We start from the raw sequence: 17,620 nt of genomic DNA on the forward strand, positions 1-17,620 counted from the left end.
GGCAGCGACGGCGACTTGATCATAGCGTGAAATTAGCCATCTCATTTTGCAATGACTCGGTGTTGGCGCCCAGCTTGGATACGCCATTATCCACCACCCGCGTTTCCTGCCGGACTGTCGAGGTCGAGCGCTGGATGCTCTCCACCACCGTCTGGATGCGCAGGCTGCCATTGGTCTGATCCACACACGCCTCCCGAATGCGGCTGCTCGATTCCGACACGTGCAGCGTCATGCGACTGATCGATTCACCGACCGTTGCCTGCTCCTTCATGGACCGCATCACCATAGACGAAAATTCCCGCACCCGGCCGACCTCGGTATGGATCAATTCGCTCCCCTTGCGCTGTTGACGCGTAGTGTCGGCAATGCTGTTTGCCATCGTGGCAACCTGCTCCATGGCAGTGCGAATCAGCTCGCTGCCCTTTGCCTGTTCCCGTGTGGCACGTGCGATTTCTGCCATTTGTACGGCCGTCCGATCAACACCTTCCACAATTTTACCCAGGGTATTTCCCGCTTGCAAAGAGAGTTGCTCACCAGTTTTGATGCTTTCTTCGGCGGCGGCTATGGCACTCACAGCGCGGCTTGTTTCGCTCTGGACACCGGTAATCGCCTCAGCAATCTCACGGGTTGAGCGGGTAGTCCGCTCCGCAAGCTGTTTAATCTCGGCAGCAACGACTCCGAACCCCTTACCGTGCGCCCCTGTCTGTGCGGCAATGATGGAAGCATTGAGAGCAAGGAGGTTGGTCTGTCGGGCAATCTCGTCAATAACGGTGATGATTGATCCGATGCTCTGCGCCTTCTGCGAAAGAGAGCCGATCGCCTCAGCAGCTACCCGGGACGCGTGCGTAATGCCGTCAATCCCGACAATGGTTTCGTCGACCGCTTTTTTGCCGGTCTCGGCATCACAGCGCACCGCGTCCGAGATTGCAGCGCTCTCCTTGGCATATGCCTCGATCTGCCGGATCGAAGTATCAAACTCAAGTACCGACGATGCCGTGCTGGTTGAAGTGTCGGTAAGGGCCTGGACACCGGCATCAATCTGCTTGATGGATTCGGTCATCTGAATAATGGAAACGCTGATTCCGTCAACGGAAGTCGCCAGGTTTTCCATGTTCCGGGCCACCGTCTCGATGCTTTCAGCGAGTTCCAAAACGGATGAGGAACTTTCAGATGCCGAGGTGTTGAGACCGTCTACACCGTAAGCCACCTTGCCGACCAGCTGGTGAATCTCTCGGGAGGCAACTGTGGTTTCCGCCACGTCTGCCGCCTGCTGCTCGGCCGACAGGATCATGGTACGCGAGGCCTGGGCGATCTCTGTAGAGATTGTACCGAGTTCACGGACAGTGTTGGTAATTCTGCCGATCATCGACCTCAAATCTGCGACCATGGCATTGAGCGAGTTTCCGAGATCGCCGATTTCATCGGCGCGGGTAATGTCAAGTGTCCTTGTCAGGTCCCCCGATGCCACGGCCGCTGCAAAGGAGCATCCCTGGTCGATGGAACGCTTGATCCCCCGGCCGACTGACCAGGCAAGAACGACAAGGGCAAGGGAAAAGAAGAGCGATGCTGCGAGGATGAATTGACGGAGCGTTTCAAGTTTTTCTTTGAAGGCATCGATGTACAAGCCGCTGCCGACAATCCAGCCCCACGGTTTGTATAGTTTCACATAGGAAATCTTCGGCGCCGGCTGCGTCTCGCCAGGCTTTGGCCACATATAGGCGACAAAGCCCTCCCCTTTGACTTCGCATTCTTTTATGAACTCCTTGAAGAGATGCTTGCCGTTGGGGTCCTTGTAGTCTGCCAAGTCCATGCCATCAAGTTCCGGCTTGGTAGGATGCATTACCATGCGCGGGACAAGGTCATTGATCCAGAAATATTCCGTCCCCCCGTAACGCAGCTGCTTGATTTTACCCATGACCTCCTTCTGGGCTTCTTCAAGGGAGATACGCCCCTCCTCCACTGCCAGCGCCCCTTGGGCGATCTGTTGATAGGCAATCTCAACCACGTTGCGGACTTTCAGCTTCTCCTGTTCCATCAACCATGCCTCAATCTTCGGCAAGATTATCAGTTCAGTCCCCAAGACGATCAGAATGAGACTGATAAGTGGAATCATCATGATTTTCCAGAGAATAGACCAATTTCTGTAGCTTTTAAATCGCACGTATATCCTTTTTCAAAACAATTGACTGCTGTATTTATTATCTGATAATGACAAGATAGGACTGCTGAATTGATGAATAGGCAGACATATAGCACAGTTTTATAACAATGTTTACAAAAATACGGTGTACAAATTCTAAGGATTTCACACATTAGCTAAAACTTCATTGGCCCATGAATATGTTGTACGTTGATTCAACCACTTGACATTGCCAGCAGAACCAATATAATTAGTTAACATTAATAATGCGGATGAAAATTTTAACGCGTCAGGAGAACGAACATAATGGAAAAAGGCACTGTGAAATGGTTTAACGAAAGTAAGGGGTTTGGATTTATTGCAAGAGAAAACGGTGAGGATGTATTCGTCCATTTCTCAGCCATCACGGGTGAAGGATTTAAAACCCTTGCCGAAGGCGATACGGTAACGTTCGATGTGGTCAAGGGCCCGAAGGGCCTTCAGGCAGCCAACGTAAAGAAAGTATAAAAAGGGACGGAAGGGGATATAGATAGTATCCCGCATGGGATAAAGGAAAAATCCGGCCTGTGGCCAAAGATATTTAATTTCTCATCCGGGGTTTCCGGATGGAAACTATTTAGATTCCTGATGGATTCCCTATTCTAGCGCCATACACCGGGGTTACGCCCTGTTCTTGCATGTCACTACATTTTTCCTTTATGCAAACGCCTGAGGAGAAATCAATAACATGCAATCCGGGCTGTGCCTCGCCCTCGGAATGCTGTGCAGACAAAAAAAAGCCCCGGATTTCTCCGGGGCTTTTCGTGTCGAATCGAGTTTTGTAATTAAACTCTGGTTACGTTGGCTGCCTGAAGGCCCTTCGGACCATTGGTCACATCGAACGTTACCCTATCACCTTCAGCAAGGGATTTAAAGCCGTCGCCCGTGATAGCGGAGAAATGGACAAATACGTCTTCGCCATTTTCCTGCTCAAGAAAACCAAACCCCTTGCTGTCATTAAACCATTTCACTGTTCCGTTTGCCATTTGCTTACTTCTCCTAATACTTCTTGTTAATTTTATCCGGGAAAATCCGCGGACGTTAAAAGACCGTAACAGCTTTGCTTAAACATTGTCAAGCTATTTAATCTGTTACATTATTTATTTCGCAGTTTGATGCTTTCTTCCGTCAGTTCTATAAAACCATCCTTATAGAGGCTGCCTATTGCTTTTTTAAAGGTCTTTTTGCTCATCTTAAGGACTTCGCCGATCAACACCGGTGAGCTTTTATCACTGAGCGGGAGAAATCCGCCGGATGCCTCCAGGGTTTTCATGATCCGCTCCTTGCTCCCGTCTATCCCCGAGTAACCGCTCCTTCTCAGGGTTACGTCGATCTTTTTATCTTCCCGGATTTTGTTGACATACCCCTTGAGCCGGGTACCCGGCACCGGCTTGCCATAAAGCTCATTTCTAAACAAAAGCCCAGCGTAGAGGCCGTTGATGATGACTTTTGCTCCGAGGTCTGTGAATTCGTAGATCATCAGGTCCACCTCTTCGCCGAATTTCAACGGAATTAATTCCGCTTCGAGAAATTTGCCAATCTTTGCCGAAGCTGCAATCCGCTCTGATCTATCCAGATATAACCTGACGAGGTATTTCTCCCGTTTTTTCATCGGCACCGGCTGTTCGCTGAACGGCACGAAAAGGTCTTTTTCCAGCCCCCAATCCAGAAAGGCGCCAATCGGGCTGTTATCCTTGACCTCCAGAACGGCAAAGTCGCCGACCTGGGCTTTCGGGATTTGTGACGTGGCGATCAGCCTGTCGTCGGAATCCAGGTAGATAAACACTTTGACAACGTCGCCCGGCTTCAATCCGTCAGGAGCGTATTTCTGCGGCAAAAGAATTTCACCCGCTTCCGAAGCGAGATACGCGCCAAAGGAGGATATTTTTTTCACTTCCAGTTGATTATACTTTCCGATTTCAAGCATTCAGTTTTCATTCCCCGTTATTACTTTTCACATTCACACGACTTCTTCATTAATGCACAGATTATAGCATTTGCCTGGCTGGTTGTAGAGTTCTTTCTTGCATCTCCCCCCGGATCACATAACAAAAAAAGCCTGCAAGGCAGGCTTCAGGCAGGGACTCTCGTTTGTGCAGAGGACTCCCGTTGAAAAGCGACTTCATATTAACCGCCGCAACTGCATGATTTGGCGTTGCACGAAGTGCGACACCCTCCCGGCGCCTGCAAGTCGGCGCCATGCTCCAGGAAGCAGTCCAGTGAGGAACGGTCGACGTACCATTCATCATCAGTCATGGCCCCCGTGAGTGCATTCTGCTTGAGCAACATGAGCACCTTCAGATGGGTAGTTTTCAGTTCCTTTGCCGCCTCAAACAGCGACAGACGTTCGTTAGTCTTCATCTTATCCTCCTTAGCCGGCATGCACCAATCCCGCTTCGTCTCTTTCTCAACCGCTAAACATCTTCTTCATTGTACGTGCCAAGATGGAGCGTGAAGCGCCAATGCCGGTTTCATGCAGTTTCGAGGAACCCTGCATCGGCAAGGGCAGATAACTATGGCTGAATGTGCAAGAAAATCGGGCATGGGTGCGGCGGTTTGCGGCAGCCAAGGGTCTTATTGGCGGGGACAAATCCGGACAATTGTGCTATAGGTTCCACGTTGGAGGAGTCCATGATGGTTCATGTCCGGAAAGATGAAAAGGAAGTTGCCTGCCAGCAGATATTGCAGCAGGATTCTTCGGTATATTCCATACAGTGGATGGTCATCCCGGATCGATATGCAGAAGGGTTGACTGCAATTTACCTTCTCGACCGTTACCTGACCCATGTCAGGGAATACACCCTCGCCCTGATCAGGCCGATCAAGGTTGAAGGCGGCATTGAATTTCGCCTCTTCACAACGGCGCTGAGCATCCTCAGTTTTTCCCCGCCGGAATTTCATTTCTCGGAAGGCTCGTTTGCCGTAGATCTCTGCATTTCGGGAGGCGTTCTCGTCCAGGCAGGCGAATGCGACCGGGGCAGGTTCTCCCTGATGGCCGAGCAGGTTGCCGATGGAACGCGGATAACCCTGCAACTCTCCGACTATTGCCCGATCCTCTTGGGAAGCAGCAAACCCTCACCATTAAGAAAGCTTCTCTATAGATTGACCCAGGCTTACATCCACAAGATCGCAACCGTCAAATACCTCGCCCTCCTCTACCGGGATCTGTCCGGCAAGGATATCTGTGTACGATTGAAAAAGGTGACCGTCCGTGAAGGTGAGGAAACCTGACCCGCAATATACGCTCAAAATTCAAGCAGACGACAGCACCAACGAACTCCCAGCTAAGCAAATCATAATCATAAAAATATTGACATTCATCGATAGAGGCATTATTTATGGGCGGCCTATTTGATGCAAATATACAGATAATCAGGGCGGGTGTTCAATTGGAAGGTTTGCCTGTTTCGGCGTGGAATGGGAAGATCTTCCATCATCATGAGGCGGGCGGGCAATGACACCAGAACAAGCAAAATCTTTTGCAACAGATTGGATCGAATCGTGGAATAGCGGCAATCTGGATGCAATTCTCTCCCATTATGACGAAGACGTCGAATGGTCTTCAACTTGCGCCTCCACGCACAATGGTCTCGAAACATTGCGTGGAAAGAAACAGGTTCGGGCTTACTGGGAAAAAGACCTTGGGGAAATGTCCAACCTCCGACTTGAACTGGTAGAGGTGGTAACCGGCGATTCGAGCGTTACCATCTGTTACCGGGCGCCAGAGGATAAATTTGTCGCGGACGTCCTTTTTTTCAATGAAAACGGTAAAGTTCTGAAAGCCGTTACCATGTCACACGAAACCCCGTAGAACGCCACATCTTATAACCTGCACCACCCTCCCCAAACTGTAAAAGCCTCATCTACGCTGTTTTACACTTGCAGATCCGCACTGGATTTGGAGAGATAATACCCGTAATCCCCCTCGTAGACCCGCATCTCGCCGTGATCGATCTCGAATACCCGGTCCACCAGCATGCGGAGAAAATGACGGTCATGGCTGACCAATATGACCGTGCCGGCAAAGTTCTTCAACGCATCGAGAAGGATTTCCCGCGATTTGATATCCAGATGGTTGGTCGGCTCGTCGAGGACGAGAAAATTGACCGGCCGCGCCAAGAGCGTTGCCAGCACGACGCGGCTTTTTTCGCCCCCGGAAAGGTTCTCGATCTTTTTGTCCACGGCATCCCCCTGAAAGAGGAAGGCCCCGAGCAGGTTCCTGATGACGCCGATGTTGGCAAGCGGCATCGCCTCCTGCACCGTCTCGAAGACCGTTTTCTTCGGTTCGAGAACCTCCATGGCGTGCTGGCTGAAGTAACCCAGTTCCACATTGGCCCCCAGAGTAACGCTGCCGGTGGTGGATGCGGTCTGCCCTGCGAGAACCTTGAGAAAGGTCGATTTCCCCGCGCCATTCACTCCGACAACGGCAATCTTGTTCTGCCGACGGACAATGCCGGAAACACCGCTGAAGACCGAGGTTCCATGCCCATCGGTTGCCGGCCAGTATTTGCCAAGGCTATCCATTACGACCACGTCATCGCCGCTACGGGGCGGCTGGTTAAACTCGAAACGTACGGTCCGCTCCTCGGGGGGTATTTCGATCCGGTCGATCTTGTCCAGCTTCTTTACCCGGGACTGGACCTGTGCCGCATGGGAAGCGCGGGCTGCGAACCGGGCGATAAACTCCTCCTCCTTGGCAAGCATGTCCTGCTGGCGTTTGTGGCTGGCAAGGAGCTGCTCATGGCGAATATCACGCTCCCGCTCGTAAAAGTCATAGTTGCCGCCGTAGGTGGTGACCGTCTTGTTGGCCACCTCGACGATACGGGTGACAATGCGGTTCATGAAATCGCGGTCATGGCTCGTCATCAGCAACGCCCCCTTGAACTCGGTCGCCAGCCACTCCTCCAGCCAGATGATCGACTCCACATCCAGGTGGTTGGTCGGTTCGTCGAGGAGAAGTACGTCCGGTTTCAGGGTCAGGATCTTTGCCAGGGCAATGCGCATTTTCCAGCCGCCGCTGAAGGACTCCACCGGATTGTTAAACCGGTCCGGCCCGATACCGAGGCCGGTCAGTACCGCCTGGGCGCGGGAGTCCAGGTCGTATCCGCCCTTGTGCTCGAACTCCTCCATGGCTGCACCGTAGCGCTCAAGAAGGTCTGCCATTTCGTCGTCGGACATGGGCCGACACATGGCCTCCTCCATCAACTTAAGGTCAGCTGCAAGCCGGACCGTATCCCCTGCACCGGCCATCACCTCTTCCAGTGCCGAGCGCCCCGACATATACCCTACATCCTGGGAAAAGTAGCCGATGGTGGTCCTTTTGGCGAGGGTGATCTCCCCTGCGTCAACCTCCTCCTCGCCGGTAATAATGCGAAAAACCGAGGTCTTGCCGGCGCCGTTGGGACCCACCAGCCCGGTCCGCGTACCGGGAAGTATCTGAAAACTCGCATCGCGAAAAAGAAGCTGCGAGCCGTGCTGCTTGGTAATGTTCGACAGGTGAATCATCCGGGGATCTCCATGCGTTGAATAGTATATTGATTTTGTTAGCACGCCGGTTGGCCGGGTGACAACTTAAATTTTCCCAAGGAAAGATGGGCATAAAAAAAGTCTGCAATTGCAGACTTTTTTCATCAAGAAGAACAACTTTACAGAGGCGCTGAGCAAAAATGCAGAGTTTCCTATGTTACGGCTTTTGTCCCTTTTCGTTCACAAGCTTTAAAATTGCATCCGTTACGTCCTGCACATCCACCCCGCTGCCGAGATAGAGGATATCCTTCTTTACGCAGATGGCCGTGTAACCGTTGGCCTTGCCGTAAGCAACAGCGGCTTGCTCGATATCCTGGTAGAGCTTGCGGGAAATCTCCTCCTGAAAGGCCTGCATCTCATTTTCCGCTTTCTGGACAAACTTCTGGTATTCCTCGACCTTCTTCTCAAAATCCTTGGCCTTGGCCGCCCGCTGTTCTGGGGTTAAGGTCGCCAGCTTTGCCTGGATCGCGGCCTTCTTTTTTTCCAGCTGCTTCTGTTTGGCCGCGATCTGGCTTTTATATTTATCGGATTTTTCCTCGAACCGGGCTTTGGCCGCCTTACCCTGGACCGATTCGCTGCCCAGCTTGAGCATATCCGCATAGCCGAACTTTATGGTCCGTTCTGCCTTGCCCGGTTCAACGCCTTTCACTGCAGGGCTTGTCAAGGCCGGTAAAGCCGGTTGCACAACTGTTTCGACTTTCGGTTCAGGAACGGGCTTGGTTTCCTCTGCGCCAGCCAAGATTGGCAAGGTAGCAAGAAGGACGGCGACAAAGATTTTCCTCAATGGTTTATACATTCCAGTACCTCATTCCGGCAGGCTTCACCCGACCGTTGATTTGTCTCAGCGCGAAAAGGATAGCGCGTTTTCACCCATTAGGCAAACAAAGAACGCACCGACCTCGCACACACACCCTTTTACAGCCCTATCACGATTTGTCCATTAATAGAATATGCAGGACATTCTCCTCATGTTTGCCGACAAAACTGCCGATAAGAGTTATACCCTCGACAGAAGGGATAAGTTTCTTCGAATTGCATTCGAACAGGGGTTGGCCATGCATGAAACCATATTGTTTGTCGATGACGAGAAAGTTTACCTTGATTACACCAGAAGCCTCTTCGAGAACAAGGGACTGACCATCTTAACTGCCAACTCTGCCTTGGAAGCGCTGGATGTTATCAACCAGAACATAATATGCGTGATTGTGGCCGACAACCAGATGCCCGGCATGTGTGGCCTGGAGCTCCTTACAAAGATCAAGGAAATTTCCCCGCACACCGTAAAGATCATGATGACTGGCAGCGCAGACCTTGCCACTGCGCTTTCCGCCATTAATAACGGCGAGGTTTTCCGCTTTGTCGTCAAACCCTGGAAGAATTCGGAGATGATTAGGGCAGTAAAAGATGGGATACGCAGATTCCGCATTCTGCAATCCATAAAGAGAGAGGATGAATTTGTCCTGCACTCACTAGCTCAAACCATCGAACTGAAAGATGCCTCTACCAAAGGGCACTGCGACCGGGTTGCCACATTGGCGCTGCAAATCGCCAAGGATTTGGGGATCGGAGAGACCATACAGGAGGAAATTAAATTCGGCAGCTGGCTCCATGACTGCGGCAAGATCGGTGTGCCTGAGGCGATTCTCAATGCCAACCGTAAACTGACTGACGAGGAGTTCGAGCTGATAAAGAAGCACTCGGCTTGGGGGTGCAGCGTGGTACGCAAGGCAAATCTTTCCATAACGGTGCAGAATATCGTTCTCTATCACCACGAACGCTACGACGGCAAGGGATACCCCTCCGGCCTCCATGGCGACAACATTCCCCTGGAAGCCCGGATCGTTGCCGTTGCGGATGTTTACGATGCACTCTCTGTGGACAGACCTTATCGCAAAAAATTATCCCGGGAAAACATCATGGAAACCATGGTAGAAATGCGGGGGACCAACCTCGATCCCGAGATTGTAGATGCACTGTTTGCAATCCTCAAGGTTGATTTTCAGGACTAAACTAAAGCGATCAAATCGGCACATCCTGCCGACGTCCGCAGAAATTCCGCCAAAGCCTTGTCCATCTGGCTGATATGGTTCCTGAGCCAATCGAATACCGTTTTGTTGATCTGCATCATCAAAATCAGGGTCGCCACTTCCCCGGCAAGAAAAGAATTCACGTTAAAGCAGAATCTCCAAAATATCAGAGCAGTCCATCGATAGCCTCAAAATCGATAACGGACTCCGCCAGGGAGGTGATAAGGGAAAGCTTCTCTTCGTCTTGCGCCGAGATCTTCGACACATGATCCGAAAGTCGCGTAAAGGCATCGGCGGTTCTCTCCTCGGTACGGATATAGGGTATCCGGCTGTCGTCAAGGATTTTCTGACTGATGGCAGATATGGGCGCATAGCCGGGGATGACAAGCCCAGCAAGCTTCTGCCGAAAGTCTGGAATCTGATACAGGGAGGAAGCCGTGACGATCAGTTCGTCCCGGGAACTGGTGGTGATGAGGAGGGTCGATTCCAGCAGGCCGTCGATTACCCGCTGGGAGGAGGCGGCCCCGAGCTGCACATGGTGGACGATGCGTCCTTTTTCCCCGGCATCGCCATGGAGGGGAAGTCCGAACAGCCGGGAGATGCTTTGGAGGGTCGGGTTGGCAAGGACGGGGGAATAGTCGAATGCCCCGGCAACGCTTAGCTCCCGCCCACTGAAAGCACGCTGCAGGTAATCCAGTGAGCAGGTGCGCTTTTCCGCAAGCAGCTTGTTGACCAGTATTTGCCGGACGTCAACGCCGTCCTGCTTATACAAGGCAAGATTCAGTTGCACGGAATCTATCACGTTTCCAATGCCGCCGCCGGTTACCATCACTACCGGCGCATTGAGCAGTTTCGCAACCCGGGCGTTGTTCAGGCCGATGACCGAGCCAACCCCGCCATGTCCTGCCCCTTCGATGATAAGGAAATCGTTCTTTTTTTCCAACTCCGCACAGGAACGGGCGATGGCATCTTCGTGGTAGCAGGACGGTATTTCACCGTCCAGAAATCTCTTGGTGGAGCCCTTCCCCAGCACCACCGGCGACATGAAGGCGGCATCGTCCTCAAGGCCGTAGATTTTAGCCATGAGCGCCGCATCCTTGTCCATGGTAATGCCGTTGAATTCGGTGCATTTAGGGCCGATCGGCTTGATGAAGCCGACCCGTCCATATTTTTTTCTGGCCAGATGCATCAGCGAAACGCTGATGGTGGTTTTCCCGCAATGCTGGCCCGTCGCCGCAATAAAGATTTTCTTGCACATCCCTGAATCCCCTGTCGCACCCGTTGACTGTAAAAATCTCCTCGTGTATGTAAATATAGTGGGATGCATACACAGGGTACAAGGACGTATACGGAATGTGCAGTATACGTTTTCAGGACAGGGGAAATTCGCCGGGCTTTCGGCGCCAGATAAGAGTTACGCTGGTAAGATTTGAGCCGACTCCGACCTGAGCGACGAAAAAAAAGCCCCATGGAAATTCCATGGGGCTTTTGCATTACATCGCGTTATCACTCGATACTTGTTACTCGCAAAGGTCGACCTTTACATCCCAGTTCTTGATCTTCATGGTGCCGTTGCGCTCCAGGTTGAGGTGCATCTTGAAGGCGCGGTCCCACAGTTGCGGTTCGTGGCCAACCTTTCTCCTGAGGCAGTCCGCGGAGGCAATTTCCAGGTACTCGGAAAGGATCGGCTTGTAATCCGGGTGGGCGCACTTTTCGATGATCCGCTTGGCGCGCTCCTTCGGTGCCATCCCGCGCAGGTCGGCCAGACCCTGCTCGGTAACGACGCAGTCAAGGTCGTGCTCAGTGTGGTCGATGTGAGAGCAATGCGGCACCACGCAAGAAATGCCGTTCGGATCGGTCTTGGAGGGACGTGACGACGGCGTGTGCATAATCTTCAGGAAGCCGTTGCGCAGGAAGTCGCCGGAACCGCCAAGGCCGTTGATCATCCTTGTGCCACCGACCAGGGTCGAATTGGCGTGGGCATAGATGTCGATTTCAACCGGGGTATTCATGGCGATACAACCCAGACGACGGATCGGCTCCGGCGCGTTGGAGATGGATAGCGGCCGCAGGGTAATCTTGTCGAAGTACTTGTCCATGTTCTCGAAAAAGCGCGGGAAGCCCGGCGACGCGGAGAGGGAGAGCGAACAGGAAGAGGCGTGGTCCAGCTTGCCCGAGTCGAACAGGTCGAGCATGGTATCCTGGAGCACCTCGGTGTAGACGGTCAGATTTGAGAAGGGCCCCTTGGCCAGGCCGCCGATGACGGCGTTGGCGATTGAGCCGACCCCAGACTGGAGCGGCAGCAGGTTCTTCGGCAGACGGCCCGCCTTCACTTCGTGGGTGAAGAACTCGATGACGTGGCCGGCGATCGCTTCCGAGGTGTCGTCCTGCTCGGCAAAGGCGCGCCCCTGGTCGCGGAGTTTGGACTCGACCACGGCGATGATCTTGCTCGGGTCACACGGAATCGAGGTCGAACCGATGCGGGAACCGGCCTTGACGATATTGAACGGCTGGCGGTTGGGGGGGGTCGCCGGGGTGAGCAGGTCATGGATACCTTCGAAGGAGGGCTCGCCTGTGTTGACCTCGATGATGATCCTGTCACAGATCATCAGGATTTCCGGGATGACGCCGCAGGATGAAGTCGGGACCAGGCCGCCGTCTTCGGTTATGGCCGAAACTTCGATAATGGCGAGGTCAAGCTTGCCGCTTTCCGAGTCCTTGGTATAGAAGCCGTAGCCCAGGTCCTGGGCAAACAGTGAAAGATGCTTGTCACCCATGCGGATGCGGCCTTCGTTGATGCCGGCGGCGATGTTCTTGCCGGTCTGATACGGCCAGCGGCGGTCGATCATGTCGAGGGTGGCCCAGCGGTCCTCAGTCTCGGCACCGACGGAAGCGCCGATGAACAGGTTGAACTTCAGCTTGCCCTGCAGTCCGTTTTTCTCTACGTGGTCAGCCAAAGCGATGGGTACCACCTTCGGATAACCGGCAGGGGTGAAGCCGGACCAGCCGAGGTTCATGCCGTTCTTGAAGAACTGCACGGTCTCCTCGGGCTTCATGACCTTGTTCAAAAGGGACTTGCAACGTACGCGGTCTTGCAGTGTGCCGTACTCAGACATTTTCTTCCTCCTGTTTTGTTTTGATGTTTACACAAGATCCCAAAGACCTTGAAATTGGACCGCCAGCGCAGCTGTTCATGGTGATTTAATCATTGGCAAGCGGTGTGTATACAAAATGACAGGACCTGGATTTTACTCAACAGCCCCCCTTTAGTCAAGCTAAAAAACGCTCGACTACGATTTGCACCATTGCCGGCTGATTTTAAAAAAAACAACAAAATAGCTCATTTAGACAGTCGTGCGACTGAAGAGTTTTGCATTTCCCCCTCTATTCGGAGAGCAACGACTCAAATTATTTCAAGCTGATAATTATACATAACAAGTGACAGCCGGACAGGGGTGCGTCTTTTCAAGGTGTCCTGCACATCGAGAGTGAACTGCTGTTTTATTTGATTTGCTGAAGATCAATGGCCGCTTCGCCTCCGTTGCGAAGGGCGCTTCTTGAACAGGAAGCTACATCAGAAGCAATGGTGAGCAGCGTCGTCATACTCCTCTTATCTGTCAACCAGTGTTGCCGGTGGCCGAAATTGGCGATACCCGTTGACAACAAAGGTGAATTGTATAGTATTAGGGCAATTTTTACTTGATATGGCGATGCTGGAGAACCCTTGCATGGGAAAAATTCTGATAATAGAAGACAGTAAGGTCGCACAAGCCCAGTTGGCGGATATTCTGGAAAAGGAATTTTCGCTGGAGTTTCGGGAAAACGGCCGGCAAGGGATTTCATCTGCCCACAGCAACTTGCCGGATCTTATTCTGCTCGATATCCACCTGCCGCGCATGAATGGCTACGACGTCTGCAAGCTTCTGAAAAATGATGCCGACACACGGGAAATCCCGATAATTTTCATCACGGCCATGGATGCGGAAAAGGAAAGGGTGAAGGGATTCGAAGCCGGCGCCGTAGACTATATCGTCAAGCCGTTTTACCCGCAGGAGCTGCTGGCCAGGGTCAGGACCCACATGGCCGCCATAAGGGAAAACAGACAGGCCCTCGAACTGGAAAAGCTGAAGTTGTTCAAAGAGATGTCCGTCGCCCTCAGCCACGAGATAAACAACCCGTTGACCGCGGTTTACGGCTTTCTCTATGTGCTGGAAAAAGAGCTCGTCGAACCGGAGGAAAAAATCAAGACATCCCTGCTGCACATCCGCAAAGAAGTGGAAAGGATCAGGGACATTGTCGCAAAACTGGCAAATGCCTCACGGATCTCCCAAACCGATTATGCCGGCGATGCCAAAATGATCGACCTGCACGATATCTAAGATTACGTGGAATCAGCCAGCCGATAAGGCTTTGCTGACTCCGGTGGAGGGGAAATCGGGGGGTGCATTAGAGGGGTTTTCTGTCAAGGCTCCTGTATTGAATCGCCTCTGAAATATGATTTTCTTTGATCCCGTCATTTCCGTCAAGATCGGCGATGGTCCTCGCCACCTTGAGAATGCGGTTATAGGTTCGTGCAGAGAGCCCCATGCGGTCGGTGACCAGTTCCAGCATACGGTTGCCGGCGGCATCGGTCTCGCAGAATTTCTTGATAAATCGGGGCGTCATATGGGCGTTGCAGTGCACCTTGCTCCCCTTGAAGCGCTCCCGCTGGAGGTCCCGCGAGCGCTCCACCCTCAGGCTTATTTCCTGTGAACTCTCACCGTCGCTCCGGTCGGCAAGATCCCGGTATTTGACCGCCGGCACTTCGATGTGCAGGTCGATACGGTCCAGTAGCGGGCCTGAAATGCGTGAACGATAACGCTGAATCATCAAAGGCGTGCACGAACAGGGATGAAGGGGATCGCCGAGATAGCCGCAGGGGCAGGGATTCATCGCCGTAACCAGCATGATGCGTGATGGATAAGTCACCGACATAAGTGCCCGGGAAATGGTTACCCGCCCGTCTTCCAACGGCTGCCGCAACACTTCGAGAACATGTTTTTTAAATTCGGGAAGTTCATCGAGGAAGAGGACTCCATTGTGTGACAGGGAAACCTCCCCCGGCCGCGGGGTGTTGCTGCCGCCGATCAGACCTATGTCGGAGATGGTATGATGTGGTGAACGAAACGGCCGATTGGCAATAAGCGCCCTCTCCTTTTCCAGGAGCCCCATGACGCTGTAAATCTTGGTGGTTTCAATCGCTTCGTCGAAGGACATGCGCGGCAGGATCGATGGAATGCGCCGGGCCAGCATAGTCTTGCCGGAACCTGGCGGCCCGATCATCAGAATATTATGTGCACCTGCAGCAGCGACTTCCAGCGCCCGTTTGGCATGCTCCTGCCCCTTGACCTCGGAAAAGTCTTCACCGTAATCGAAATTTTGCTGAAACAGCTCGTGAAGATCGACTTGGCTGGGGAGAATGGCGCGTTCGCCGTTGAGAAACTCCACCACTTCCGCCAACTCCGTGACGCCGATAACGTCAATCCCCTCAACCACTGCACCTTCGCAGGCATTTTCCCGAGGGACGATGACTCCGCGGAAACCTGCATTCTTTGCCGCCACGGTAACGGGCAGGCAACCGCGCACCGGCTTTACTCCGCCATCCAGCGAAAGTTCTCCCAGCAGCAAATATTCCTTGATATGCTGTGCTTTGACTACACCGGTTGCTGCGAGGATGCCGATAGAAATAGGTAGATCGAAAGCGGCTCCCTCTTTTTTCACATCGGCAGGAGCCAGGTTAACTGTTATCTTCCGGTTCGGAAATTCATAGCCCGAGTTCTTCAGCGCCGACTTGACCCGGTCCTTGCTTTCCTTCACCGCCCCATCGGGGAGTCCGACGGTCGCAAACTGCGGCAACCCCTGGGCAATATCCACCTCCACATCCACCATGATGGCATCGATGCCCAGAAGGGCGCTGCTGAGGACTTTTGCGAGCATTTAACCCCCGTGAACAGTAAGTCGTGAGTAGGTTCACTACTTACTGATGTTACGCTTTGAGCATATCCAGATAGCGTTCCGCGTCCAGCGCTGCCATGCAGCCGGTGCCGGCGGAGGTGATAGCCTGCTTGTAGGTCTGGTCCTGCACGTCGCCGGCGGCGAAGACTCCCGGCACGCTCGTTGCCGTCATGTTTCCCTCGTTGCCGCACTGGGTGCGAATGTAACCGTTGTCCATCTCCAGCTGTCCTTCGAAGATGTCGGTATTGGGCTGATGGCCGATGGCGATAAAGCAGCCGTGCACCTGTAAGTCCTTGGTGGAGCCGCTCGTATGGCGAATGCGGATGCCGGTCACACCCGTCTCATCACCAAGTACCTCGTCGAGGTTGTGGTGCCACTCGATGGTGACGTTACCCCCCTTGGTCTTTTCAATCAGCTTGTCGGCCAGGATTTTTTCGGAGCGGAACTGGTCGCGGCGGTGAATAACGGTGACATGACTGGCGATGTTGGAGAGGTAAAGGGCCTCTTCAACGGCAGTGCTGCCGCCTCCGATTACGGCAACCGGCTTGCCGCGGTAGAAAAAGCCGTCGCAGGTGGCGCAGGCTGACACACCTTTCCCCTTGAATGCCTCTTCTGAAGGCAGTCCCAGGTACTTGGCAGATGCGCCTGTGGCGATGATAAGGGCATCGCAGCTATAGGTGCCGGAATCACCTTCCAGAACAAAAGGTCTCTGTTTGAGATCCGCCTTGTGGATATGGTCATAGATAACCTGCGTATCGAAGCGCTCGGCATGTCTGAGCATCCGATCCATCAGCTCCGGTCCCTGCACGCCGTCAGGGTCGCCGGGCCAGTTGTCCACCTCGGTAGTGGTCATCAACTGCCCCCCCTGCTGCATACCTGTTATGATTACCGGATTGAGATTACCCCGCGCAGCGTAGATTGCCGCAGTATACCCGGCAGGGCCGGAACCGAGGATGATGAGCCTGTGATGAATTATAGACATGATAAACCTCCAGAAAAACTGTGCCCTAAAAGATAACAGCAACAACCCAAAATTGCAAGGCGGCAAGGGAAAGCTTTGTCATTGACCGTGCACCGGCGCTCTGTTAAACTTCCAACTACAATATATACATACTGTTATCAAGGAGGAAGTAATGCGTAAGCAGTTTTTTGTCGCCCTGTGCCTGGGGCTGCTGTTCGCCGGGAACGCCGCGGCCAGGGACATCAATTTTATCACGGGACTCGCACAAGGGGAATTCAAGGATTTAAGCAAGGAGGCCGGCGCCGCCATTGCTTACAGAAATACGGCCCCCGCAGCACCGCTGGGCATAACCGGCTTTGACGCCGGTGTCGAGGTATCTGCCGTAGATATCAAGACCGGCAACCAAAATTACTGGGAAAAAGCCTTTGGCGACAAGGCACCGTCTTTTCTCTACATCCCAAAAATCCGGGTGAGAAAAGGCCTTCCGTTCGGTATTGATGTGGGCGCTATGTACTCTTACGTGCCTGACTCCAACATTAAAATCTACGGCGCCGAGGTCAGCAAAGCCATTCTGGAGGGGAGCGCCGCCACTCCGGCCCTGGGCGTCCGCGCCACCTATACCAGACTTGCCGGCGTGAACGACCTCAGCCTGCAAACAGTAGGGGTTGACGCCTCCATCAGCAAGGGTTTCCTCATTTTCACCCCCTATGCCGGCGTCGGCGGCATCTGGATCGACAGCGAAGCTAAAGGGGCACTCAAGGCAGGAACACTTCCCGGCGGGATTCCCCTGGCGGAGGAAAAGATCTGGCAGCCACGCGGTTTTGCCGGAATAAAAATTACACCGCTGCCGCTGATCGGCATCACTGCCGAGGCGGAATACTCGGCACGGCCGATCTATTCGCTGAAAGCGGCCGTGAACTTTTAAGCTGAAAT

17 protein-coding genes are annotated in these 17,620 nt (G+C 53.1%); 6 read left to right on the forward strand and 11 right to left on the reverse strand.

The window, feature by feature from the left end:
- Window positions 1-19: 19 nt before the first annotated feature.
- Entirely contained in the window at window positions 20-2,116 is a 2,097-nt protein-coding gene (locus tag GURA_RS20435) for a methyl-accepting chemotaxis protein (RefSeq protein ID WP_083764980.1), read from the reverse strand.
- Between the two features lie 330 nt (window positions 2,117-2,446).
- Between GURA_RS20435 and GURA_RS20440 the strand changes: the two genes are divergently transcribed.
- Window positions 2,447-2,647, forward strand: a complete 201-nt coding sequence (locus GURA_RS20440; protein WP_011940800.1) for a cold-shock protein — start codon at window positions 2,447-2,449, stop codon at window positions 2,645-2,647.
- A gap of 317 nt (window positions 2,648-2,964) precedes the next feature.
- Here GURA_RS20440 and GURA_RS20445 read toward each other — a convergent pair whose 3' ends face one another.
- The 3 genes from GURA_RS20445 to GURA_RS20455 form a co-directional block, all read right to left on the reverse strand.
- Complete coding sequence (locus GURA_RS20445) at window positions 2,965-3,165, reverse strand: cold-shock protein (protein WP_011940801.1); 201 nt, start codon at window positions 3,163-3,165, stop codon at window positions 2,965-2,967.
- Between the two features lie 110 nt (window positions 3,166-3,275).
- A complete protein-coding gene (locus GURA_RS20450; RefSeq protein ID WP_011940802.1) occupies window positions 3,276-4,106 on the reverse strand; it encodes a CvfB family protein in 831 nt (276 codons plus the stop codon).
- 200 nt (window positions 4,107-4,306) lie between these two features.
- Window positions 4,307-4,540, reverse strand: coding sequence for a hypothetical protein (locus GURA_RS20455; protein WP_041245590.1), 234 nt, complete (start codon window positions 4,538-4,540; stop codon window positions 4,307-4,309).
- A gap of 270 nt (window positions 4,541-4,810) precedes the next feature.
- Between GURA_RS20455 and GURA_RS20460 the strand changes: the two genes are divergently transcribed.
- Window positions 4,811-5,410: a hypothetical protein gene (locus tag GURA_RS20460; protein ID WP_011940804.1), complete on the forward strand. Its 600-nt coding sequence runs from the start codon at window positions 4,811-4,813 to the stop codon at window positions 5,408-5,410.
- A gap of 223 nt (window positions 5,411-5,633) precedes the next feature.
- Window positions 5,634-5,990: a nuclear transport factor 2 family protein gene (locus tag GURA_RS20465; protein WP_011940805.1), complete on the forward strand. Its 357-nt coding sequence runs from the start codon at window positions 5,634-5,636 to the stop codon at window positions 5,988-5,990.
- 62 nt (window positions 5,991-6,052) lie between these two features.
- Here GURA_RS20465 and GURA_RS20470 read toward each other — a convergent pair whose 3' ends face one another.
- Both GURA_RS20470 and GURA_RS20475 read right to left on the reverse strand, forming a co-directional pair.
- Entirely contained in the window at window positions 6,053-7,684 is a 1,632-nt protein-coding gene (locus GURA_RS20470) for an ABC-F family ATP-binding cassette domain-containing protein (RefSeq protein WP_011940806.1), read from the reverse strand.
- A gap of 178 nt (window positions 7,685-7,862) precedes the next feature.
- Window positions 7,863-8,501 carry an OmpH family outer membrane protein gene (locus GURA_RS20475; protein ID WP_011940807.1) on the reverse strand — a complete coding sequence of 213 codons (639 nt, stop codon included), beginning with the start codon at window positions 8,499-8,501 and terminating at the stop codon, window positions 7,863-7,865.
- A gap of 259 nt (window positions 8,502-8,760) precedes the next feature.
- Between GURA_RS20475 and GURA_RS20480 the strand changes: the two genes are divergently transcribed.
- Window positions 8,761-9,714 (forward strand): HD domain-containing phosphohydrolase, encoded by a 954-nt coding sequence (locus GURA_RS20480; protein WP_041246187.1) that lies wholly within the window; start codon window positions 8,761-8,763, stop codon window positions 9,712-9,714.
- Here the strand turns inward: GURA_RS20480 and GURA_RS24470 are convergent.
- The 3 genes from GURA_RS24470 to GURA_RS20490 form a co-directional block, all read right to left on the reverse strand.
- Window positions 9,711-9,875, reverse strand: a complete 165-nt coding sequence (locus tag GURA_RS24470) for a hypothetical protein (protein WP_157046257.1) — start codon at window positions 9,873-9,875, stop codon at window positions 9,711-9,713. The genes GURA_RS20480 and GURA_RS24470 overlap by 4 nt on opposite strands.
- A 23-nt stretch (window positions 9,876-9,898) precedes the next feature.
- The gene (locus GURA_RS20485; protein WP_011940809.1) at window positions 9,899-10,990 is read right to left on the reverse strand and encodes a phosphotransacetylase family protein; all 1,092 of its coding nucleotides are present in this window, start codon (window positions 10,988-10,990) and stop codon (window positions 9,899-9,901) included.
- 262 nt (window positions 10,991-11,252) lie between these two features.
- Window positions 11,253-12,848, reverse strand: a complete 1,596-nt coding sequence (locus GURA_RS20490; RefSeq protein WP_011940810.1) for an acetyl-CoA hydrolase/transferase C-terminal domain-containing protein — start codon at window positions 12,846-12,848, stop codon at window positions 11,253-11,255.
- Between the two features lie 612 nt (window positions 12,849-13,460).
- Here GURA_RS20490 and GURA_RS20495 point away from each other — a divergent pair.
- A complete protein-coding gene (locus GURA_RS20495) occupies window positions 13,461-14,111 on the forward strand; it encodes an ATP-binding response regulator (RefSeq protein ID WP_011940811.1) in 651 nt (216 codons plus the stop codon).
- Window positions 14,112-14,178: 67 nt separating this feature from the next.
- Here GURA_RS20495 and GURA_RS20500 read toward each other — a convergent pair whose 3' ends face one another.
- Both GURA_RS20500 and trxB read right to left on the reverse strand, forming a co-directional pair.
- Complete coding sequence (locus tag GURA_RS20500) at window positions 14,179-15,708, reverse strand: YifB family Mg chelatase-like AAA ATPase (RefSeq protein WP_011940812.1); 1,530 nt, start codon at window positions 15,706-15,708, stop codon at window positions 14,179-14,181.
- Between the two features lie 49 nt (window positions 15,709-15,757).
- Complete coding sequence (trxB, locus tag GURA_RS20505) at window positions 15,758-16,708, reverse strand: thioredoxin-disulfide reductase (RefSeq protein WP_011940813.1); 951 nt, start codon at window positions 16,706-16,708, stop codon at window positions 15,758-15,760.
- Between the two features lie 151 nt (window positions 16,709-16,859).
- On the opposite strand from trxB, the gene GURA_RS20510 reads away from it, so the two are divergent.
- Window positions 16,860-17,612, forward strand: a complete 753-nt coding sequence (locus GURA_RS20510) for a hypothetical protein (protein WP_011940814.1) — start codon at window positions 16,860-16,862, stop codon at window positions 17,610-17,612.
- Window positions 17,613-17,620: the final 8 nt, after the last annotated feature.

The sequence above is a fragment of the Geotalea uraniireducens Rf4 genome (assembly GCF_000016745.1).
Taxonomy (GTDB): domain Bacteria; phylum Desulfobacterota; class Desulfuromonadia; order Geobacterales; family Geobacteraceae; genus Geotalea; species Geotalea uraniireducens.

Excerpts from the sequence above, each read along its gene's own strand:
- GURA_RS20460 (WP_011940804.1), top strand. The coding sequence starts at position 4,811 with ATGATGGTTCATGTCCGGAAAGATGAAAAGGAAGTTGCCTGCCAGCAG.
- GURA_RS20440 (WP_011940800.1), top strand. The coding sequence starts at position 2,447 with ATGGAAAAAGGCACTGTGAAATGGTTTAACGAAAGTAAGGGGTTTGGA.
- GURA_RS20480 (WP_041246187.1), top strand. The coding sequence starts at position 8,761 with ATGCATGAAACCATATTGTTTGTCGATGACGAGAAAGTTTACCTTGAT.
- GURA_RS20435 (WP_083764980.1), bottom strand. The coding sequence starts at position 2,116 with ATGATGATTCCACTTATCAGTCTCATTCTGATCGTCTTGGGGACTGAA.
- GURA_RS20445 (WP_011940801.1), bottom strand. The coding sequence starts at position 3,165 with ATGGCAAACGGAACAGTGAAATGGTTTAATGACAGCAAGGGGTTTGGT.
- GURA_RS20490 (WP_011940810.1), bottom strand. The coding sequence starts at position 12,848 with ATGTCTGAGTACGGCACACTGCAAGACCGCGTACGTTGCAAGTCCCTT.
- GURA_RS20485 (WP_011940809.1), bottom strand. The coding sequence starts at position 10,990 with ATGTGCAAGAAAATCTTTATTGCGGCGACGGGCCAGCATTGCGGGAAA.
- GURA_RS20465 (WP_011940805.1), top strand. The coding sequence starts at position 5,634 with ATGACACCAGAACAAGCAAAATCTTTTGCAACAGATTGGATCGAATCG.
- trxB (WP_011940813.1), bottom strand. The coding sequence starts at position 16,708 with ATGTCTATAATTCATCACAGGCTCATCATCCTCGGTTCCGGCCCTGCC.
- GURA_RS20470 (WP_011940806.1), bottom strand. The coding sequence starts at position 7,684 with ATGATTCACCTGTCGAACATTACCAAGCAGCACGGCTCGCAGCTTCTT.
- GURA_RS20455 (WP_041245590.1), bottom strand. The coding sequence starts at position 4,540 with ATGAAGACTAACGAACGTCTGTCGCTGTTTGAGGCGGCAAAGGAACTG.
- GURA_RS20510 (WP_011940814.1), top strand. The coding sequence starts at position 16,860 with ATGCGTAAGCAGTTTTTTGTCGCCCTGTGCCTGGGGCTGCTGTTCGCC.
- GURA_RS20450 (WP_011940802.1), bottom strand. The coding sequence starts at position 4,106 with ATGCTTGAAATCGGAAAGTATAATCAACTGGAAGTGAAAAAAATATCC.
- GURA_RS20495 (WP_011940811.1), top strand. The coding sequence starts at position 13,461 with ATGGGAAAAATTCTGATAATAGAAGACAGTAAGGTCGCACAAGCCCAG.
- GURA_RS20475 (WP_011940807.1), bottom strand. The coding sequence starts at position 8,501 with ATGTATAAACCATTGAGGAAAATCTTTGTCGCCGTCCTTCTTGCTACC.
- GURA_RS20500 (WP_011940812.1), bottom strand. The coding sequence starts at position 15,708 with ATGCTCGCAAAAGTCCTCAGCAGCGCCCTTCTGGGCATCGATGCCATC.